At 72.6% G+C, this 19,439-nt stretch carries 19 protein-coding genes and 1 pseudogene; 11 read left to right on the forward strand and 9 right to left on the reverse strand.

Annotated elements, in window-relative coordinates:
* Positions 1-71: 71 nt before the first annotated feature.
* From Cco03nite_RS09820 to Cco03nite_RS09830, 3 genes are read left to right on the forward strand one after another with little or no spacing between them, the layout of a single operon-like run.
* Positions 72-1,781, forward strand: a complete 1,710-nt coding sequence (locus Cco03nite_RS09820) for an FHA domain-containing protein (RefSeq protein WP_203691378.1) — start codon at positions 72-74, stop codon at positions 1,779-1,781.
* Positions 1,778-3,358, forward strand: coding sequence for a serine/threonine-protein kinase (locus Cco03nite_RS09825; RefSeq protein ID WP_203691380.1), 1,581 nt, complete (start codon positions 1,778-1,780; stop codon positions 3,356-3,358). The genes Cco03nite_RS09820 and Cco03nite_RS09825 overlap by 4 nt, the downstream gene beginning before the upstream one ends.
* A gap of 9 nt (positions 3,359-3,367) precedes the next feature.
* Complete coding sequence (locus Cco03nite_RS09830) at positions 3,368-4,915, forward strand: hypothetical protein (protein ID WP_203691382.1); 1,548 nt, start codon at positions 3,368-3,370, stop codon at positions 4,913-4,915.
* Positions 4,916-4,972: 57 nt separating this feature from the next.
* Here the strand turns inward: Cco03nite_RS09830 and Cco03nite_RS09835 are convergent, their stop codons facing one another.
* Positions 4,973-5,164, reverse strand: coding sequence for a hypothetical protein (locus tag Cco03nite_RS09835; protein WP_203691384.1), 192 nt, complete (start codon positions 5,162-5,164; stop codon positions 4,973-4,975).
* Positions 5,161-5,388: a hypothetical protein gene (locus Cco03nite_RS09840; RefSeq protein ID WP_203691386.1), complete on the reverse strand. Its 228-nt coding sequence runs from the start codon at positions 5,386-5,388 to the stop codon at positions 5,161-5,163. Before Cco03nite_RS09840 ends, Cco03nite_RS09835 begins: the two co-directional genes overlap by 4 nt.
* Positions 5,389-5,592: 204 nt before the next feature.
* On the opposite strand from Cco03nite_RS09840, the gene Cco03nite_RS09845 reads away from it, so the two are divergent.
* Genes Cco03nite_RS09845 through Cco03nite_RS09855 form a run of 3 tightly spaced genes read left to right on the forward strand, consistent with a single transcriptional unit; the run spans position 5,593 to position 7,165 of the window.
* The gene (locus Cco03nite_RS09845; RefSeq protein WP_203691388.1) at positions 5,593-6,429 is read left to right on the forward strand and encodes a helix-turn-helix domain-containing protein; all 837 of its coding nucleotides are present in this window, start codon (positions 5,593-5,595) and stop codon (positions 6,427-6,429) included.
* Between the two features lie 5 nt (positions 6,430-6,434).
* The gene (locus tag Cco03nite_RS09850) at positions 6,435-6,629 is read left to right on the forward strand and encodes a DUF397 domain-containing protein (protein ID WP_239167258.1); all 195 of its coding nucleotides are present in this window, start codon (positions 6,435-6,437) and stop codon (positions 6,627-6,629) included.
* A gap of 14 nt (positions 6,630-6,643) precedes the next feature.
* Positions 6,644-7,165 (forward strand): O-acetyl-ADP-ribose deacetylase, encoded by a 522-nt coding sequence (locus Cco03nite_RS09855; protein ID WP_203691392.1) that lies wholly within the window; start codon positions 6,644-6,646, stop codon positions 7,163-7,165.
* A gap of 156 nt (positions 7,166-7,321) precedes the next feature.
* On the opposite strand, the gene cobC is transcribed toward Cco03nite_RS09855, so the two are convergent.
* The 4 genes and pseudogenes from cobC to mshA all read right to left on the reverse strand — a co-directional run bounded on the left by cobC (position 7,322) and on the right by mshA (position 11,522).
* Positions 7,322-8,350, reverse strand: a complete 1,029-nt coding sequence (gene cobC / locus Cco03nite_RS09860; RefSeq protein WP_203691394.1) for an Rv2231c family histidinol phosphate aminotransferase CobC — start codon at positions 8,348-8,350, stop codon at positions 7,322-7,324.
* A gap of 344 nt (positions 8,351-8,694) precedes the next feature.
* Positions 8,695-9,633 (reverse strand): annotated as a pseudogene (locus Cco03nite_RS09865) (cobalamin biosynthesis protein); the annotation flags it as partial.
* A complete protein-coding gene (locus tag Cco03nite_RS09870; RefSeq protein ID WP_203691398.1) occupies positions 9,630-10,217 on the reverse strand; it encodes a type III secretion system chaperone family protein in 588 nt (195 codons plus the stop codon). The gene Cco03nite_RS09870 and the pseudogene Cco03nite_RS09865, both read right to left, overlap by 4 nt.
* A 15-nt stretch (positions 10,218-10,232) precedes the next feature.
* Positions 10,233-11,522 (reverse strand): D-inositol-3-phosphate glycosyltransferase, encoded by a 1,290-nt coding sequence (mshA, locus tag Cco03nite_RS09875; RefSeq protein ID WP_239167259.1) that lies wholly within the window; start codon positions 11,520-11,522, stop codon positions 10,233-10,235.
* A 100-nt stretch (positions 11,523-11,622) separates the two neighbouring features.
* Between mshA and Cco03nite_RS09880 the strand changes: the two genes are divergently transcribed.
* The 3 genes from Cco03nite_RS09880 (at position 11,623) to Cco03nite_RS42795 (ending at position 13,481) form a co-directional block, all read left to right on the forward strand.
* Entirely contained in the window at positions 11,623-12,369 is a 747-nt protein-coding gene (locus tag Cco03nite_RS09880; RefSeq protein ID WP_203691402.1) for an SDR family NAD(P)-dependent oxidoreductase, read from the forward strand.
* Positions 12,370-12,462: 93 nt separating this feature from the next.
* A complete protein-coding gene (locus tag Cco03nite_RS09885; protein ID WP_203691404.1) occupies positions 12,463-13,245 on the forward strand; it encodes a class I SAM-dependent methyltransferase in 783 nt (260 codons plus the stop codon).
* 107 nt (positions 13,246-13,352) lie between these two features.
* Positions 13,353-13,481 (forward strand): hypothetical protein, encoded by a 129-nt coding sequence (locus Cco03nite_RS42795; protein WP_275412022.1) that lies wholly within the window; start codon positions 13,353-13,355, stop codon positions 13,479-13,481.
* Between the two features lie 94 nt (positions 13,482-13,575).
* Here the strand turns inward: Cco03nite_RS42795 and Cco03nite_RS09890 are convergent, their stop codons facing one another.
* Positions 13,576-14,631: a UDP-N-acetylmuramate dehydrogenase gene (locus Cco03nite_RS09890; protein WP_203691406.1), complete on the reverse strand. Its 1,056-nt coding sequence runs from the start codon at positions 14,629-14,631 to the stop codon at positions 13,576-13,578.
* Positions 14,632-14,698: 67 nt separating this feature from the next.
* Between Cco03nite_RS09890 and Cco03nite_RS09895 the strand changes: the two genes are divergently transcribed.
* Positions 14,699-15,457, forward strand: a complete 759-nt coding sequence (locus Cco03nite_RS09895) for a maleylpyruvate isomerase family mycothiol-dependent enzyme (protein ID WP_203691408.1) — start codon at positions 14,699-14,701, stop codon at positions 15,455-15,457.
* 8 nt (positions 15,458-15,465) lie between these two features.
* On the forward strand, positions 15,466-16,464 hold the full coding sequence (locus Cco03nite_RS09900; protein WP_203691410.1) for a LacI family DNA-binding transcriptional regulator: 999 nt from the start codon (positions 15,466-15,468) through the stop codon (positions 16,462-16,464).
* 96 nt (positions 16,465-16,560) lie between these two features.
* Here Cco03nite_RS09900 and Cco03nite_RS09905 read toward each other — a convergent pair whose 3' ends face one another.
* Together Cco03nite_RS09905 and Cco03nite_RS09910 are read right to left on the reverse strand one after the other, a co-directional pair.
* The gene (locus Cco03nite_RS09905; RefSeq protein ID WP_203691417.1) at positions 16,561-18,609 is read right to left on the reverse strand and encodes an endonuclease/exonuclease/phosphatase family protein; all 2,049 of its coding nucleotides are present in this window, start codon (positions 18,607-18,609) and stop codon (positions 16,561-16,563) included.
* Between the two features lie 3 nt (positions 18,610-18,612).
* Positions 18,613-19,377, reverse strand: a complete 765-nt coding sequence (locus Cco03nite_RS09910) for an EI24 domain-containing protein (protein ID WP_203691425.1) — start codon at positions 19,375-19,377, stop codon at positions 18,613-18,615.
* Positions 19,378-19,439 lie beyond the last annotated feature (62 nt).

Below are 19,439 nucleotides of genomic sequence, written 5' to 3' on the forward strand. Positions count from 1 at the left end.
CTATGATTCGGCTCGCCGCACGGCTCCACACCCCCTGGAAAGGCCGAACGATGTTGTGCCACGCCTGCCATGTGCACCTGCGGCGGGACTACCCCTACTGCCTGCACTGCGGCACTCTCCGCAAGGGCGCTGTGGTGGAGTCCTACGCGGCGCCGGAGCTGCGCTGGCACGACGCCGCAGGTGAGCGGGTGCACCCGCTGGTCAAGCCGCACACCACGATCGGCCGGGCCCCCGACAACGACATCGTGCTCGACGACGCCAGCGTCTCGCGCCACCACGCCCGGGTCGTCCGCAACGCCGAGGGCTTCCACCTGGAGGACCTCAACTCGTTCAACGGCACCACGATCGGCCGGCGCACCTTCCACGGCGACTGGGCCCCGCTGCCCGACGAGTCCGAACTGCACATCGGCGACATACCGCTGCGATTCGCGCAGCCGCGCTCGGCGGCGATCGGCTCCAAGACCATGGTGCGCGGCGTCGAGCACAGCATCCTGCTCCCGGCCGGGCAGCCGGAGACCGCGCCGACGGCCACCGGCCCGCTGACCGCGCGGCCGCGGCGGCGCAGTGGCTGGGCCCTCAAGCAGGTGCCCGACATGCGCGGCGACCAGCAGTGGGTGCTGCGCAACACCCGCACCGGGCAGTACCTGCAGCTCGACGAGCGCGACGTGTTCCTGTGGCACCAGCTCGACGGCGAGAACACCATCCGCGACCTGCTCTTCGCATACGCCCAGCGCTACGGCGAGCTGGCGCTGCCCCGCATCGAGCGCACGCTGCGCACGTTCGCGGCGCTGGAGCTGGTGCGCGGTGTGCACGGCCAGCGCGAGGCCGAGAAACCGCCGCTGCTCAAGCGCTTCGGGCAGGCCGTGCTCAAGACGCTGCTGCGCATGGAGGTGTCGGTCAAGGGCCTGGACACGCTGTTCACGAAGATGTACCGGTCGTTCGGCTGGCGCTTCTTCACCCGTACCGGCGTGGTCGGGCTCTGGTTCTGCATCGTCGGCGGCATCTACGCGATGACCGTGGCCGGCGGCAGCCAAAACCTGTTCGACATCAACGGCGCGGGCATCTGGGGCGCGGTGATCATCGCGGCCGGCTACCTGTTCGCCCTGATCGTGCACGAGTCGGCGCACGCGCTGGCGGTGAAGTCCTACGGCCGCACCGTCACCCGGGGCGGGTTCATGCTGATGATGGGCATGCCGTTCGCCTTCGTGGACACCTCGGACATGTGGTTCGGCAGCCGCTGGTCGCGCATCGTGGTGACGCTGTCCGGGCCGCTGTCCACCGCGGCCATCGCCGGGATGCTCGGCGCGGTCGCCGCCTGGGTGCCCGCGCCGCAGGTCTCCGGCATCGCCTACCAGCTGGCCTTCGGCCTCTACCTGAACACGCTGTACAACCTCAACCCGCTGATGCCGCTGGACGGTTACCAGGCGCTCGCGGACGGGTTGCGGCTGCCGCGCCTGCGCGAGGAGGCGTCGGCGTACTTCACCAAGGGCATCTGGTCCGACATCAAGGCCGGTCGCAAGCCCGGCATCAAGCAGATAGGCATGGCGGCGTACGGCTTCACCGCCGTCGTCGGCACCGGCCTGTTCGTGCTGCTGGGCTTCCTGGCCTGGCGCGACCGGCTCGGCGGGCTCGTCGAGGAGTACCTGCCGCCCGGCATCGACGTGCTGGTCATCGCCCTGGGCATCGGCCTGATCATGTTCCCGATCTGGTACCGGCTGTTCCGCAAGCTGACCGGCATCATCAAGTCCCGCAAGGCCGCGACCGCGGAGGTGACCGCATGACTCAGCCCGTTTCATGGACCGTGCCCGGATACGTGGAGATCCGGGAGCTGGGGCGCGGCGCGTCCGGGCTGGTGGTGCTCGCCGAGCACGAGGCGACCCAGGTCAAGGTCGCCATCAAGTACCTGGCCGAGCACCTGCGCGACGACGAGAACTTCATCCGCGCGTTCCGGGCCGAGGCCCGGGTCATGTCCGAAGTGGAGTCGCCGCAGGTCGCGCGGCTGTACGAGTACATCGAGGCGCCCGGCGGCGCGGCGATCGTGATGGAGCTGGTCGACGGCGTCGCGCTGCGCGCGATCCTGCGCGAGCAGGGCCCCACCGAGCCTGAAGCCGCCCTCGTGGTGCTCAAGGGTTCGTTGCTCGGCCTGGCCGCCGCCCACGACCGCGGCGTCGTGCACCGCGACTACAAGCCCGAGAACGTGCTCGTCAACGGCGAGGGCCAGAGCAAGCTGGCCGACTTCGGCATCGCCGCGCGCAGCGGCCGCCAGGGCCCGCTCGCGGGCACGCCGTCGTACATGGCTCCCGAGCAGTGGGCCGGCGCTCCCGCCAGCCCGTCCACCGACATCTACGCGGCGACCGCCACGTTCTTCGAGTGCCTGGCCGGGCAGCCGCCGTTCCGCGCCCCCGGCGACCTCCAGGGCCTGCGCCGCCAGCACGAGCAGGCGCCGGTCCCGGTCGAGATGGTGCCCGAGGCCGTACGCGGACTCGTCCGGCGCGGCCTGGCCAAGGACGCCAAGCAGCGCCCCAAGGACGCCGCCACGTTCCTGCGCGAGCTGGAGGCCGTCGCCGGGGCCGGCTACGGACCCGAGTGGGAGGAGGAGGGCCGCAGCAAGCTGGCCCGCCGCGCGCTGCTCCTGGCGCTGCTGTTCCCGCTGGCCGCGGTGCAGGCCAACGCCACCGCCATCGGCACCACCATCCTCGGCATGTCCCGCAAGGCGTTCACCACCGCGGCCAGCATCACCGCGCTGGTGCTGGTCCTGGGCGGCGCGGGAGCCGCCGCGCTGTGGCCGACGAGCCCGGCGAGCAACCCGACGGTGCTGCCCAGCGCGACCGCGGACGCGTCGCCGCTGCCGAGCGAGTCGCCCTCACCCTCGCCCAGCCCGTCACCCTCGCCCAGCCCGTCGGCGGAGCCGTCGCCCTCCCCGTCGGATGAGCCGGAGCCGAGCCCGAGCCGGAAGCCGTCGCCGTCGCCTTCCGTGTCGCCGCCCGCGCCTACCCAGGTGCTTGCGATCGTGCTCAGCGAATTCTGTTGGTACGGCAGGGTCTGCCAGAGCTCGCCACCCACTAGCGGCAACACACGCGCCCAGGTCACAGTTCGCACCAACAACGGCGGCGCTTTCACGCTGATATTCACTTACATTCAGCTCGACTGTTTCGGGAAGCAGGTCGGGGACCCGATCAGCGTGACGCAATCCGTAGCCGCCGGCGCAACGATGCCGGTGATCGAAACTGAATCACTGGCCGCATTCCATAATGACCAGGTTCAGGCACCTCGCATCCAGTTGACTGTCACGTCGAAGCCTGCGGGCCCGGCAAGCAAGCCCATGACCATCGTCTCCGACGGCGTTTGCATCTTTTAGGAGCAGGACTTGAGCGACACCATCGGGGGCAAGTACACCCTGCTGGACGCGGGGCGGGCCGGACGGCTCGGCACGTGGCACACGGTGTCCACAGCGGAGGGCAAGCAGCGCGGCGCGCTGCGCCTGGAGGACCGGGGCCTGACCGACCCGGCCGCCGCGCGGCGGCTCGCCGACGCGGTCGGCGCCCAGACCCGCCTGCGCGTGCCCGGCCTGCTCAACGTCATCGACCAGGTGACGGAGGGCCGGCACAGCTGGCTGATCACCAACGCGGCGCCGTCGCCGACGCTCGCGCAGGCACTGGCGGCCGGGGTGACCCTGCCGCCCGCCGTCGCCGCGCTGATCGCCACCGACACCGCGCAGACACTGCTCAAGCTGCACCAGGGGCAGCTGGCCCACGGCGAGCTGAACGCCCACGGCGTGGTCGTCAGCGCCGGTGGCGCCGCGCTGCTCGCCGAGGCCGGCTACGGGCACGCCGTGCTCGGTACGACGCCCGGCCCCGGCCACGACGCGACCGGCTGGTCCCGGCTGCTGGCCCAGCTCGCCGACGCCTGCCACGACGCCGGCACCCAGCAGCTGCTGCGCCAGGCCGGGCAGCAGGCCGAGGCCGTCGGCGGCAGCGCCGGGCTGACCGCCGCGCTGACCACGCTCAGCACCTCGGCGCAGCGCATCCCCGGCTTCGGCGACCGCGCCGCGCTGAAGGCCCTCGCCGCCCAGATGCACCCGCTCTCCGCCGCCCCGGTCTCCGCACCGCCGGTGCCGGCTCCGCCCGTCTCTGCTCCGCCCGTCTCTGCTCCGCCGATCTCCCCGCCCGCGGCTGCTCCCGGCTCCGAGGAGACCGTGCACCTGGCCGGGGGTTCGCACTCCGGCCCGCCGCCGGTGCCGCCGCAGACGCCCCGGACCGCGCCGCCGACCGCCGTCATGCCCGCTGTGCCGCCGGACGGCGCGACCCGGCTCGGCAACCGCGCCGCCGACGAGCAGCGCAAGTCCGGCGCGTACCAGGTGGGCCGCGCCGCGCCGCCCGCCGCGCACCAGCCTCAGCCGGACGTGAACCTGCGCTTCGGGCAGGGTGTGCCGCCCGCGCCGCCCGCCTGGCAGATGGCCGCCGCGCAGGCCGCCCCGCCGCGCCGCCCGAAGAAGACGATCGGCAAGCGCATCGCCGCGTTCTTCAGCGCGCTGACCACGGTCGCCCTGCTGGTCATCGCCGGGTACGTCGGCTGGAACTGGTGGCAGGAGCGCAACAACGCCGTCCAGGTCACCAAGGTCACCGTCACGCCCGTCGTCCCGCCGGTCACCGCCGAGTGCAACGTCAACGTCGACGTGGTCGGCCTCATCGAGACCGACGGCCAGGCCGGGATCATCAAGTACGAGTGGCTGCGCAACGACGGCGAGACCTCCGGCATGCTGGAGCAGGCCGTCAAGAAGGGCGAGCGCAGCGTGCAGGTGCACCTGTTCTGGCGCTTCCAGGGCAAGGGCAGCCGGGAGGCCGAGGCCACCTTGCGCATCCTGGAGCCCAGCGTGGTCCAGGGCTCGTCGAAGTTCACGTACTCCTGCAAGTGACGCACGAACACTGAGCCCACCCGCCGTCCAGCGGGTGGGCTCAGCCGTACGCGGGGCCTACTTCTCGAAGTTCAGCAGGTCCGCCAGGATCAGCTGCTCCACGGCGTACGCCCACTCGGGGCAGCGGCTCCGCCGACAGTGCACGCACATGTCGGTGGCCGGGTCGTCGCCGTGCACGGCGACGGCCTCCCAGTACCGTCGCGCCAGCTCATCCGAGATCGGGGCATGACCCTGCGGAGGAGTGCTCACGCGGACACCGCCTCGACGTCGACTCGGTCCCGGACAAGCCGGGGCGACGGGGTGCACATCACCTGCTCGCGAATCGCGCGATGGGTGCACGCACCGCAGACCGCACCGACCGCGCCACCGCAGCACATGCACCAGTTCGCCGCGTACCCGCGCAGCGCCCACCCGGCCAGCATGGCCAGGACGACGACCGCGCCGAGCACGGCGACGGCCACGTAGACTGCCATCAACCACCTCCTTGTGGAGTTGTGGGGAGGCGGGGCGCCGGGGACCAACCAGTCAGCCCCGCCTCCAGCTTTTCAGCGCACCTTCCTGATGCGCTGTCTGTTGCATATGGACGGTTGACTTAGTCTGCCGCATGCAATCTGCACGGGCAACCTATCGTTGATGATTCCTTTACAGACACCATGACGCCCCTGCACACTGTCTTGATGCCCATGAGTCCCACTGCTATCCGGCGACGCGTCGGCTACAGATTGCGCGAGTTGCGCGGCAAGGCCGGCCTGACCACGATCGAAGCCGCAGCGGTCATCCGAGGCTCCGACGCGAAGATCAGCCGTCTTGAGCGCGGGCTGACGCCACTTCGCCCCGGGGACGTCCAGCTTCTGCTCGACCGCTATGGCGGGGTCGATCCAAGTGAACGAGACCTGCTGGTGCAGCTCGCGGGTGAGTCTGGTCGGCGCGGCTGGTGGCAGGCATACGAGCTGCCGGAGTGGTTCAACCTGTACATCGGGCTCGAGAGCGCCGCTTCATCGATCTCAAACTTCGAAACCCTGCTTGTTCCCGGGCTGCTGCAGACGGCCGACTACACCCGCGCACTCGTCCGCCAGGCTCAACCTACGGCGACGGCCGAACGCGTTGACCGGGTCGTCGACGCAAGACTCAAGCGCCAGGCCCGCCTGACGGGCGACGAACCGCTACAGCTGCGTGCCATCATCGGCGAGGCTGCACTGCACTGTGTGGTCGGGACCGCAGACGTCATGCGAGCACAGTTCGCGCACCTGGCGCGGATGAGCAAGTCTCCGAACATTGAACTACGCCTCGTGCCGTTCAGCTCGCCCGCGTACGCCCCCTACGGTCGACCTGTCGTCATCCTGGACTTTCCCGAGCCCGATGACCCGGGCCTGGTTTACTTCGATCACCTCGGCAAGGGCGTGTACGTTGAGGACGAGGCTCAAATAGCCACCCATCGACAGTCCTTCGAAATGCTGGTGGGAGGCGCATTGAGCGTCGAGGAATCCGCCCGGCTCTTTGCTGATCGAGGATGATGGACATGTTCGAGCACGCCATTTGGAAAAAGAGCAGCCGCAGTGACGGCCAGGGCGCAAACTGCGTCGAGGTCGCGGTCGAGACGGATACCGTCGGTGTTCGGGACAGCAAGGACCGGGGCGGCGCGGTGCTCGCCTACGCCGCCGACGATTGGACCGCTTTCCTTTCCGGGGTCAAAGCCGGTGAGTTCGACCGCTGATCCTGGAGCAAATCATGCAGGTGAACCTCATCCAGGGTGACATCACCCGGCAGGAAGTGGACGCGATCGTCAACGCGGCCAACTCGTCGCTGCTCGGCGGCGGCGGGGTGGACGGGGCGATCCACCGCAAGGGCGGGCCGGAGATCCTCGCCGAGTGCCGTGCGCTGCGCGCGTCCCAGTACGGCCGAGGGCTCGCCACCGGCCAGGCCGTCGCCACCACCGCAGGCAGGCTGCCCGCGCGCTGGGTGGTACACACCGTGGGCCCGGTTTACAGCGCCACCGAGGACCGGTCCGAGCTGCTCCGCGACTGCTACCGCAACGCATTGCGGGTGGCGAGCGACCTGGGCGCACGTACCGTCGCCTTCCCGCTCATCTCGTCGGGCGTATACCGCTGGCCGGTCGACGACGCCGTCCGCCAGGCCCTGGACGTGCTGGAGCACACCGAGACCGCAGTCGAGGAGGCAACGCTGGTCCTGTTCGACGCCGCCACCTACCAAACCGCTCTCTCGGTTCGGGATGAGGTCTTCCCGTCCTAAGATCCGTTTTTGTGGACGCTGGGTGCCCCTATAGGGACGTCCAGCGACCACAAAAACAGATCTTGAGAAGTGGGCGGAATGGAGATACCGCCAATTACCGGGAAACGCCGTATCGGCGGCTGGGCAGTCCGCGACCTGCGGCTGCCCGCCGACAGCTCAGGACACAGTCGCGAGCAGAGCAGCGACGAAGGCGTCGGTGGTGGGCTCGTCGCGGACGGCGATGCGCAGCCAGTCCGGGCCCAGGCCCGGGAAGGTGTCGCCGCGGCGCACGGCGTAGCCCGCGTCGCGCAGGCGGCTGCGTACGCCCAGACCGTCGTTGACTTTGAGGAGCACGAACGAGCTGGCCGGCGTGCCCGCGACGACCACCGCGGGCAGCCGCCGCAGGGCGGCGAGCAGGTGTTCGCGGCGCGCGGCCAGCTCGTGGGCGATGCGTTCCTCGGCGGCGACGGCATGATCGGTGGCGCAGGCGGCCGCCGCGGCGAGCGCGGGCGTCGACACCGGCCACAGCGGCTGTACGGCAGCCAGCCGCCGCACCAGCTCCGGCGCGGCCAGCAGGTAGCCGACGCGCAGCCCGGCCAGCGCCCAGGTCTTGGTGAGGCTGCGGACCACCACGAGGCCGGGCAGGTCGCGCCGCGCGGCCAGGGAGTGCGGCTCGCCGGGGATCGTGTCGGCGAACGCCTCGTCGACGACGAGGATGCGGCCCGGCCTGGCCAGGCTCGCGACCGCGGCGGCGGGGTGGGCGACCGAGGTCGGGTTGGTGGGGTTGCCGAGCAGCACCAGGTCGGCGTCGTCCGGCACGGCGGCCGGGTCGAGGGTGAACGGCTCCGGCAGCAGCACCCGGTCGACCCGGTGCCCGGCGGCGAGCAGGGCCGCCTCCGGTTCGGTGAACTGCGGGTGCACCACGACCGGCCGCCGGGCGTCCCGCAGGCCCTGCGCGAGCAGCGTGAACGCTTGCGCCGCACCGGCGGTGAGCAGCACTTCCTCCGGGTTCCGGCGGTGCCGGGCCGCGATCGCGGCGCGGGCGGCGGCGCCGTCGGGGTACGCGTCGAGGCGGTGCAGCGACTCGCGGATCGGGTCGGCGAGCCAGTCCGGGAGCGGGGCCTGGCGCACGTTCACCGCCAGGTCGATCAGCCCTGGGCCGACTTCGACGTCCCCGTGGTGCCCGAGGTCGAAGCCCCCGGTCATCGCTTTGCCCCGTTTCGCGGCTCGACGCTGCGGCGGGCCTCTGGATCTAGAAGAGTTGTGGTCGTCCTGGCGACCACAACTCTTCTAGATCCGGCAGTCAGGGATCGCGCGACCGCGGCGAAGCGGCCGGCCCGCCAAGTCGGCGACGGCACCGCGGCAAGCGCCGCCGCCCCGCCGCCCACCGCCGACCCCGCCCGCAACCGCACCCCCGCCCGCAACCGCCCACCTTCCCGCAACCCCAACCGGGAACCGAACCCGCTGCTCAAGCCACCTCGACCGTTAAGAAGGTGCCCTTCCTCTACGGATTCCGTTAAGAAGGTGCCCTTCCTTCGCCCGAAGCGGGTGAGGGCGGCGAGGGTGGCGGTGGCCAGGCCTACGGCGGCGGAGAGGGTGGCGGCGCGGCGGATGTCGCGGGAGCGGGGCCCGGGGCCGGAGCCGAGGTACGGGCGGGTCTCGGAGCGGCCGAAGTAGACGTTGGTGCCGCCGAGGCGTACGCCGAGCGCGCCGGCGAAGGCTGACTCGCACTGGCCGGAGTTGGGGCTGGGGTGAGCGCGGCCGTCACGACGCCAGACGCGGGCGGTGCGGGCCGGGGAACCGGCGACCAGCGGCGCGGCGGCCACGGCCAGCGCGGCGGTGAGGCGGGACGGGAGCAGGTTCGCGGCGTCGTCGAGGCGGGCCGAGGCCGTGCCGAAGCGGGCGTACCGCGCCGACCGGTGCCCGACCATCGCGTCCAGTGTGTTGACCGCCCGGTAGCCGACCAGGCCGGGGAGCCCGGCCAGCGCGCCCCAGACCAGCGGTGCGACCTCCGCGTCCGAGGAGTTCTCCGCGATCGACTCGACCGTCGCGCGGGCCAGTTCCGGCTCGTCCAGCGTGGACGGGTCGCGGCCGCACAGATGGGACAGGCGGGCGCGGGCCGCGGGCAGGTCGCCGCGTTCCAGCGCCCCGGCCATCAGCCCGCCCTCGCGGCGCAGGCTGCGCCCGCCGAGCACGGCCCAGGTCCCGGCCGCCATCAGCACGCCCCGCAGCACCGGCCGCTGCCGGGTGGCCCGGTGCGCCAGCACCGCCGCCGCCACCGGCACGCCCACGGCCAGCGTGGTGAACACGGCCCCGGCCCGCCGCGAGTCGGCGTACGTGTACCGCTCCACGACCTTCGCGAAGTCGCCGAACCCGGCGACCGGGTGCAGCCGTCGCGGGTCGCCGAACGCGGCGTCGAGGGCTACTCCGGCCAGCAGGCCGAACGCGTCTGCTCGGCGTGCGGTCCGGCTCGCACGGGACCGGCTCACGCCCGGTGGTCCGCGTCCGCGCCGGCCGGGTTGTCGCGGCCCGGCTCCGGCAGCACGTCGGTGCCGGTGTCGAGGACGGACTCCTCGGCGGGTGCGGCCGGCTCGTCCATGAGGTGGCGGAAGGCGCGCAGGTTGTCGGTGGGTTCGCCGCGGCTGATCCGCCAGCGCCACTCGCGCTTGATCGCAGTGCTGAAGCCCAGCTCCAGCAGGGTGTCGAAGGACTCGTCGGCTGCGGCGAGCACCGCGCCGAGCAGCCGGTCCAGCTCCTGCGGGGTGACCGCGGCCAGCGGCAGCCGGCCGGTCAGGTACACGTCGCCGACGGCGTCGACGGTGAACGCGACCCCGTACAGCTTCGCGTTGCGGCGCAGCAGCCAGGCCCAGACGGCCTCGCGGTTCTCGTCGGGCTGGCGCACCACGAACGCCTCGATGCGCAGCGCGTGCTCGCCGACGATCAGGTTCACGTTCGTCTTGAGCTTGTGCGTGCCGGGCAGGGTCACCACGTACGAGTGGGGGCCGGTGCGGTCCAGGGGCAGCTCGGCGCAGGCCTGCTCGATCAGCGCGCAGGCCTCGGCGACCGTGGTCATGAGGCTCCTAGCGGGTCACCACCGGGCGCAGCCGGCGAGTTCGAGCTGCCGGCGGGACCGGTGCTCGGTCATCGCCTCACGATAGACGTCGAGCAGCCGGGCGGTCGTGTGGTCCCAGGAGAAGTCGTACGCGTGCTTGACCGCGCCCAGGGCCAACTCGTCGCGGCGGCCGGGCTCGGCGAGCAGCCGGTCGAGCACCCGGGCCCAGTCGGCGGCGGCGTGCCCGTCGACCAGCACGCCGCTGACCTCGTCGCGTACCGCGGTGACCAGACCGCCGACGGCGGCCGCGACGACGGGTGTGCCGCAGGCCTGGGCTTCCAGCGCGACCAGCCCGAACGACTCGTTGTGCGACGGCACGGCGACCAGGTCGGCGGCCCGGTACACGTCGGCGAGCCGGTCCCCGGCCTGCGGCGGCAGGAAGCGCACCCGGTCGCGTACGCCCAGCGAGTCGGCCAGCTCGATCAGCGAGGTCGGCCGGTCCAGGCCGGAGCCGCTGGGGCCGCCGACGACCAGCGCGATCGCGTCGGGGTCGCGCAGCTCGGCAAGTGCCCGGATCAGCACGTCGGGGGCCTTCAGGGGCTGGATGCGGCCGACGAAGGCAACGATCTTGGCGTGCGGCGGCAGGCCGAGGCGGGCGCGGGCGGCGAGCCGGTCGCCGGGGCGGAAGCGCTCCAGGTCGACGCCGGGCGCGACCACGGCGACGCGTTCCAGCGGCGCGTGGTAGAGGTCGATCAGCTCGCGGGCCTCGGTCGGGGTGTTCGCGACGAGCCGGTCGGACTGCTCGACGACCTGCTCCTCCCCGACGACGCGGCCCATCGGCTCGGCCCGGTCGCCCTCGGCCAGCTGCAAGTTCTTGACCTTGGCGAGGGTGTGCGCGGTGTGCACCAGCGGCACGCCCCAGCGGTCCTTGGCCAGCCAGCCGACCTGGCCGGACAGCCAGTAGTGGGAGGCCAGCAGGTCGTAGTGGCCGGGCGGGCGGGCCGCCTCGATGCCGAGCACGCCGTGCGTGAACGCGCACAGCTGCGCGGGCAGGTCCTCCTTGGCCAGGCCCTCGTACGGGCCGGCGCTGATGTGCCGGACGGTCACCCCGGGCGCGAGTTCCGCGCGCGGAGGCAGGTCGCCGCCGGTGGTCCGGGTGAACACCTCGATCTCGATCCCGGCCTTGGCCAGGCGTTTGGAGACCTCGACGATGTACACGTTCATCCCGCCCGCGTCGCCGGTGCCCGGTTGGTGCAGCGGTGACGTGTGCACGGAGAGCGTGGCGATCCGCCTGGGCAGCCCCTGGGGGAGGGAACGAGAGCTCACAGGTCGATCAACATCGGCTGGGCCGGGTGTCTTCCCGATCCGGGCGTGATGAGCGTCGCAGCCCGGATGATGGGACGTCACGCCGCTTAGGATGCTGCTCATGTCGTACCAGAAGATCGCCGTCGTCTCCGGGGCGTCCAGCGGCATCGGCGCCGCCACCGCCCGGCGCCTGGCCGCCGCGGGCTACCACGTGCACGCCCTCGCCCGCCGCACCGAGCGCGTCGAGGCGCTCGCCAAGGAGATCAACGGCACCGCCGTGACCTGCGACGTAACCGACGACTACGCGGTCGCGCAGTACGCGGCGACGGTGGAGCGGGTGGACCTGCTGGTCAACAACGCCGGCGGCGCGGTCGGCGCGGACCCGGTGGCCACCGCGAGCGTCGCCGACTGGCAGGCGATGTACGACGTGAACGTGCTGGGCACGCTGCGCCTGACCAAGGCCCTGCTCCCGGCCCTGATCGCCTCCGGCGCGGGCACCGTGGTCACCATCAGCTCCACCGCCGGCCTCATCGTGTACGAGGGTGGCGGCGGTTACGCGGCGGCCAAGCATGCCCAGACCGCCCTGGTCGAGACCCTGCGCCTGGAGCTGTGCGGCGACCCGGTCCGCGTCGTCGAGATCGACCCGGGCATGGTCAAGACCGACGAGTTCGCCCTCAACCGCTTCGGCGGCGACGCCGCCCGCGCCGCCTCCGTCTACGCCGGCGTCGCCGAGCCCCTCACCGCCGACGACATCGCCGAATGCGTCACCTGGTGCGCCGAACTCCCCCACCACGTCAACATCGACCGCATGGTCGTCCGCCCCCTCGCCCAAGCCGCCCAACACAAGGTCCACCGCGTCGGCGTCTAGCCCCCGGCCGCCGTTCCGGGTTGATCATGAACTTATGGCACGGTTGGACGGCGTGTCGCCGGCATAACTTCATGATCAACGCGGAGGGGAGGGGTGCGGGCGGTGAAGCCGCAGGGGGAGATCACGCGGGGGACCACCAATCCGAACCGGCTGCGGCGGGTGGACCGGTGGATCGCCTGGTGGTGTGGTCGCGCGCTGGTTGAGGCGGCCGATCCGCTGGTCGTCGACCTCGGTTACGGGGCTACGCCGATCACGGCGGTGGAGTTGCGGGCGCGGCTGGCGAAGGTGCGGCCGGGGGTCCGGGTGGCCGGGTTGGAGATCGATCCGGCGCGGGTCGCGGCGGCACAGGTGGCCGCGGACCCGCCGGGGCTGACGTTCGCGCGGGGCGGGTTCGAGCTGGCCGGGCTGCGGCCCGTCGTGGTCCGGGCCTTCAACGTGCTGCGGCAGTACGACGAGAGCGCCGTGCCCGCCGCCTGGACCACGATCACCGGCAACCTGGCCCCGGGCGGCTGGCTGATCGAGGGCACCTGTGACGAGCTGGGCCGCCTCGGCAGCTGGGCGGCGCTGCCCGCGGGCGCGGCCACCCCGGCCACGCTGACGCTGGCGGCGAAGCTGTCCACCCTGGAGTCCCCGGCGACGTTCGCCGAGCGCCTGCCCAAGGCGCTGATCCACCGCAACGTGCCGGGCGAGCCGGTGTACGACCTGCTGCGTACGCTCGACGAGGCCTGGCGGCACGCCGCCCCGCTGGCCGTCTTCGGCCCGCGCCAGCGCTGGCTGGACGCGGTGTCCCGGCTCAAGGCGGCAGGCTGGCCGGTCCTGGATCGCCCGGCCCGCTGGCGGCTCGGCGAGGTCACCCTCACCTGGCCGACCCGCTGACCTGCCCGAGCGCCGGACCGGTGGTGCGGCATGCGTGGGAGCGATGATCCCTTCCGAGCCCGCCGGTCGTTACGTCCGTTATGAACCTTATCGGGGAGTTTCCCGCCATGCTGGCGCACGGCCAGCAGCTCACCGTACGCGCCAGCCCGCCGTTCCTGCTCGGCGTCGGGCTGCTGCTGCTCGGCATCATCATGCTGGTCGTGGCGTTCGTGCTGGCCAGGCGGTCCGCGGAGTGAACCGCGACGACCTGATCCGCCTGCTCGTGCTGTTCACGGTGTGCGGCGGCCTCGGGTGGCTGGCGGGCGGCCGGCGCCGCCCGCACGGCTGACCTCAGAGCTCGCAGCCGACCAGGACCGGCTCCGGGCGCAGGGTGACCCCGAACCGCTCGTGCACGCCGTCCCGGATCTCCGCGGCGAGTTCCAGAAGCTCCCCGGTGGTGCCGCCGCCCGGGTGCGTCAGCGCGAGGATGTGCTTGGACGAGATCGCGACCGGCCCGCGCGTATACCCGGGGGCGAACCCGGCCCGCTCGACCAGCCACGCCGCACTCACCTTCATCACCCCGTCCGCACCCGGCCAGGCCGGCGGTTCCGCGCCGTCGGCCCGCCGGCGCAGCTCCGTGTACGCCGCGGCGCTCAGCACCGGGTTGGCGAAGAACGGGCCGGCCGAGTCGGTGTCCGGATCACCCGGGTCGAGCACCATGCCCCTGCCGCGACGCAGCTCCAGCACGGCCTCGCGGGCGGCCGCCGCCGGCACCCGGTCGTTCTCCCCGACCCCGAGCAGGCGGGCCAGCTCGGCGTGTCCCACCGGGCCGGACAGCGGGTCGCGGCGCAGCCGGAACGTGACGTCGAGGACGACCCAGCGGTCGCTGTACCTGAACAGGCTGTTCCGGTACTCGAAGCGGCAGTCGGCCGGGGTGAACACGTCGATCTCGCCCTCGGTGCGGTCGTACACCGTCACCGACTCGATCGTCTGCGACACGTCCTGGCCGTACGCGCCGACGTTCTGGATCGGCGTGGCGCCGGCCGCCCCCGGGATGCCGGCCAGGCACTCCACCCCGGCCAGGCCGTCGGCGACCGTCTGGGCGACACAGTCGTCCCACGGATGACCTGCGGCGACGCGTACCGACACGGCGTCGCCGTGCTCTGCGGTCACCTCGACCCCGGAGGACCGGATCAGCAGCACGGTGCCGGGGAAGCCGACGTCGCCGATGACGACGTTGCTGCCCCCGCCGAGGACCAGCAGCGGCTCGTCGGCGCGGGCGGCCTCCTGTACGGCCGACACGATGTCGTCCGCGGACTCGGCCGTGACCAGCCGCCCGGCCGGGCCTCCGAGCCCTAGGGTGGTCAGGTCGGCGAGCGCGTGGCGGGCGGGACTATTGTCAGACACGTCACCACACTAGTGCCGCCACTGATCCCGAATGACCAGGTGGGGAAGACGCGATGAGGACGAGGCCATGAGAGCTCACGGCAGCAAGGAACTCTGGCTGGACTCGCTGCGTGCCGACGCGGCCGCGTTCCGGGCCGTGGCGGGCGAGGCCGAACTGACCGCGATCGTGCCCACCTGTCCGGACTGGACCGTGCTGAACCTCGTGCACCACCTGGGCGGGGTGTACCGGTGGGTGCGCAGCTTCGCCAGCCGCGGGATCACCAGCGCGCCCGACCCGGCCGCCCGGCGGCACGACTACCCGGGCGCGGACGAGTCGCTGACCTGGTTCGACGAGGAGTGCAAGAGCCTGCTGGAGCTGCTCGACGCGCTCGACCCGCACATGCCCGCCTGGAACTGGGCCCCGCAGGCGAAGACGGCCGACTTCTGGCACCGCCGGATGGCGCACGAGACCGCCGTGCACCGCTGGGACATGCAGATGGCGCAGGGCCTGGCCGAGCCGCTCGACGACCGGCTGGCCGTCGACGGCATCACCGAGGTGCTGGACAGCTGGCTGCCCGCGGGCCGCCGCAAGGGCCCCACCGACCGGTACGGCGTCGTCCAGCTCACCGCCCCCGAGGAGGGCCAGGAGTGGTTCGTCCGGCTGCGCGGGGAGGGCATCGCCCTGCTCGACACGGACACCCTGCTCGACGCGGAAGGCCCGGACACCCGCGTGCACGCGTCCGGCCCGGCCAGTGACCTGATGCTCGCCCTGTGGGGCCGGATCGGCTTCGACACGCTCGAGGTGAGCGGCGACGAGTCGCTGCTGGCCTGCCTGCGCACCGGCTGAGCGCACCGATGCCCCGGCCGACCCTCGAACAGGTCGCGCAGCGGGCCGGGGTGTCCCGGGCCACCGTGTCGCGCGTCGTCAACGACTCCCCCACCGTCGCCGAGTCGATCCGCACCGCGGTGCGCCGCGCCATCGACGAGCTGGGGTACGTGCCCAACCAGGCCGCACGCAGCCTGGTCACCCAGCGCACCGACTCGTTCGCGCTGATCCTGCCGGAGAGCCCGTCCCGGGTGTTCTCCGACGACCAGTTCTTCCCCGGCATCATCCGCGGCGTCAGCCAGGAGCTGGACTCCGCGGACAAGCAGCTCGTGCTGATGGTGGCGGGCTCGCAGGCCAGCCACGACCGCATCGAGCGGTACGCGCTGGCCCGGCACATCGACGGCGTGCTCATCGCCTCGATGCACGGCGCCGACCCGCTGCCCGGCACGCTGGCCCGGATGGGCATCCCGGTGCTGTGCGGCGGCCGCCCGCTCGGGCCGGTGCGCGTGCCGTACGTGGAGGTCGACAACGTCAACGGCGGCCGGATGGCGGTACGCCACCTGCTGGAGACCGGCCGGACCCGGATCGCGACGATCGCCGGCCCGCAGGACATGGTCGCCGGCATCGACCGGCTCACCGGCTACCGGGAAGAGCTGCGCGGCTCCGATCGGCGCTCGATCGTGGCCGTCGGCGACTTCACCCGCGACTCGGGCGCTGTCGCGATGCGCCAGCTCCTGGAGGACGACCCCGACCTCGACGCCGTCTTCGTCGCCTCCGACCTGATGGCCCACGGCGCCCTCCAAGCGCTGCAGGCAGCCGGTCGACGCGTCCCCGACGACGTCGCCGTGATCGGCTTCGACGACATCGCCCTGGCCCGCTACACCGAGCCCCCGCTGAGCACGGTCCGCCAGCCCATCGTCGGCCAGGGCCGCGAGATGGCCCGCCAGCTGCTCCGCCTCGCCGCCGGCGAGTCCATCGCCGACAGCGTCATCCTCCCCACCGAACTCGTCATCCGCGGCACGACCTGAGAAGGAAGGGCACCTTCACAACGCTCCGCGTTGTAGAAGGTGCCTCTCTTAACGTCGAACAGACCGTGACCTGCGGCGCGGCCCGTCGTGGGCGGGTCAGCGAAGGGTGAGGGCGGTCAGGACCGGGAAGTGGTCGCTGGCGGTGATCTGAGTGAGAACGGCGAAGTCGGTGAAGGCGACCTGCGGGGAGCCGAACACCCAGTCCACGCGGTTCGTCGGCCGGTCGGTCGGGGAGGTCCAGGCCGCGCCGTGGCCGGTGACGTCCTGCGCGGACACCCAGCCCGCGCTGGTGAACGAGCGCTGCTCGGGCCAGCTCGGCCAGAAGTTGAAGTCGCCCGCGATCAGCGTCGGGGCGGCCGGGTCGACCTGCGCGAGCAGCCCGTCGATCTGCGCCAGCCGGGTCGGCGTGTTCGGCTTGCGGTGGGTCAGGTGCGCGGTGACCACGTCGAGGGTGCGGCCGCCGTGCAGGGTCAGCGTCGCTTTCAGGTACGACCGCCACATCGGCCCCTGCCCGTACGGCAGCCGCCCGGTGCGCACCGAGCTGACCGGCAGCCGGGTCAGCAGCAGGTTGCCGAACTGCCCGTCCGCGGCCGGTGACCACGTGAACGGCATGCCCAGCTCGCGCGACAGGTACTCGGCCACATCCACGCCGCCGCCGATCGCCCAGCCCCGGCTGACCTCCTGCAGCACGACCACGTCCGCAGCCGCGGCCCGGATCGCCGCGGCAAGCTGGTGCGGGTCCGCCTGACCGGTGGCGTCGTCCCGGCCGTACTTGACGTTCCAGCTCAGCACTCGCAGGCCCGTGGCGCTCGCCTCGGCCGTGGCGGCGGCAGGTCGAGTGACGTGCATCAGCGCCGGTACCGCCAGCAGGAGCGCGGCGACCCCGGTGACCAGGGCCGGTCGGGCCACGAGCCCGCGCAGGTCGACGCGCCAGCCGCCCGGGTGGAGCGGCCGCCGGCCCATCGCGGCGAGCCCGACGGCGACCGCGAGCGCGATGAGCAGCCACCGGTTGTCGAACGGCAGCGGCATGTCGTAGTGCACCTGGAACAGCAGCACAGGCAGGACCCAGACCAGGCCGTACGCCCAGTCGCCCCGGTTGCCGGGGGCCGCGGTCGCCCGCGCGACGGCGACGGCTGCGGACAGCTGCGTCAGCGCGATGCCGAGCAGCACCCATGGTCCGGCGCCCCACCAGGCCAGGGCGAGGCCGCCGGCCATCCCGGCGAGCGCCGCCGAGCCCGCGATCCAGTGGTCGGGCTCGGGGATGGCGTTCGTGCCGCCGCGCAGCGTCAGCCGGCGTACCAGCTCGATCGCGACCAGCAGCACCCCGATCAGGGCCGCGAGGCACAGCTGCAGCGCGACCCCCGACTGCGACGCGGCGAAGGCCGCGTTGCCCAGGGTCGTGGTCCACAGCGCGAGGTATCCGCCCAGCGCCCAGGTGCGCCCGCCGGCCTCCGGCGCGACCTCGGGCGTGCGCGGCAGGCACAGCAGCGCCAGCGCACCAAGGATCATGGTTGGCACCAGCACCCCGGTGAGGTCGCCGCGGTGCCACAGCCCGTCCCAGGTCACCGAGACCGACCGCACCGCCAGGTCGAGCGCCCCACCGGCCAGCAGGCCGACCGTCACCGTCACCGGGTCGCCGAGCCGGCGCACCGCCCCGGCGAGCGCGACCATCGCGAGCACGGCCCCGAGCGCGACCACGAGCAGCGTCGGCTCCAGGTACGGCTCACCCCCGCCGACCCGCACCACCGCCAGCAACCCGACCGTGATCGAGAGGAACGGCATCCTGCCGGTGCCGACTCGCACCTTCAGCAGCAGTCCCGGCACGGTGAAGATCGCAACCGCGATCAGCGCCGCGTTGACGATGCCGACCGGCCCGGCCACTTGGTCGAGCAGCGGCCCGCAGGCGCGCAGCGACTCGGCGGTGACGGCGAACAGCAGCGCGATGATCGCGACCGGCCGCCAGGTCGCGGACCCGCCTCCCGGGCTGCGCTGAGCGCCGGCCGGGAGCGGGCCGGGCGTGGCACCGCGCGGCCTCGGGCTCGGGCTCGGGCTCGGGCTCGGGCTCGGGCTCGGGCTCGGGCTCTCGGGAGCGTCAGCCGGTGAGGCAGCGGACGTGGGGCTGTCGGGGAGGGCTCGGCTGGACATGGGCTACTGCTCGATCGACAGGCCGAGGGAGCGCCGGGCGAGCAGCGTGCCGCCGGCGACCGCGGCGGGCATGATCAGCACCGCGCCGAGCGGGATCAGGAAGCAGCAGAACACCGCGACGCCGAAGCCCAACGCGCTGGCCCGGTGCCTGCGCAGCGCCACCCGGCGGTCGGGCAGCCGCAGCCCGCGCCGGTTGAAGGCGACCGCGACCATCTCCAGCGCCAGGAACCAGCCGCCGACGAACGCGCCCAGCACCGGGATCACCGTCTGGCCGACCACCGGGATGAAACCGCCGGCGAACAGCGGGATCGCGATCATCACGGACACCGCCAGCAGCCGCAGCGCGTCGAAGATGCTGCGCCGCAGCTCCTGGTGCCAGGGCAGGTCGACCGCGTCGGGCACGCCGCCGAAGTCCTCCTCGACCGCCGCGCCGATCGCCTCGTAGAACGGGTCGCCGATCAGCAGCGTCACCGCCGTGTACGACAGGATCGCGACCAGCCCGCTCACCCCGACCAGGGCGATCCCGGCGAGCAGGCGCACCGAGTCGCGCAGGCCCTGCGCCCAGTCGTCGGCGAACCAGGTGACCTCGGCCGACAACTCGTCGACGTAGAAGAACAGCAGTGTGAACAGCCCGGCGAACAGCAGCAGGCTGAGCACAGCGGGGATCAGCCCCAGCAGGATCAGCCGCGGGCTGCGGACGTAGCGCCCGATACCCCGCAGGAGCAGCCGTACGCCGAAGAAGAACTCTGAGACCGCTCGTCCTGCCACGAACGGGGAGCCTAGTGGACGCCGGTGGGAAGTCGTAGGGGTCGGCCGTGCGGGCGGACCGC

The organism is Catellatospora coxensis (genome assembly GCF_016862635.1).
Taxonomy (GTDB): Bacteria; Actinomycetota; Actinomycetes; order Mycobacteriales; family Micromonosporaceae; genus Catellatospora; species Catellatospora coxensis.